The sequence below is a fragment of the Shewanella sp. 10N.286.51.B8 genome (assembly GCF_041469325.1).
In the GTDB taxonomy this organism is placed as follows: Bacteria; Pseudomonadota; Gammaproteobacteria; order Enterobacterales; family Shewanellaceae; genus Shewanella.
On record NZ_JBFRKG010000078.1, the window covers coordinates 1 to 297 of the forward strand.

Sequence of the window (297 nt, forward strand, 5' to 3'; positions counted from 1 at the left end):
AAGCATTAAAACACCAGAAGACTTAAATCAATTCAGTCTGATGCTCAAAAAGATAACGGTCGAAGCCGCTCTTAATGCCGAAATGGATGACCACCTGGGCTATGAGAAACACCATAAATCGACTTCTGCTAATAGCCGTAACGGTAAAACCAGCAAGCGCATTCAAACTGAAGATGGTCAATTTGAGCTTGATACGCCGCGAGACCGTGAAGGCAGTTTCGAACCTCAGTTAGTTAAAAAACACCAGTCCAGATTTACCTCTATGGACGATAAAATATTGTGGCTCTACGCTCAAGG

Annotated in this window: 1 protein-coding gene; it reads left to right on the forward strand. The window is 43.1% G+C overall.

Going from position 1 to position 297, the window contains the following annotated elements:
• On the forward strand, positions 1 to 297 hold a 297-nt coding region (locus tag AB4160_RS19315; protein WP_408019743.1), incomplete at both ends, for a transposase.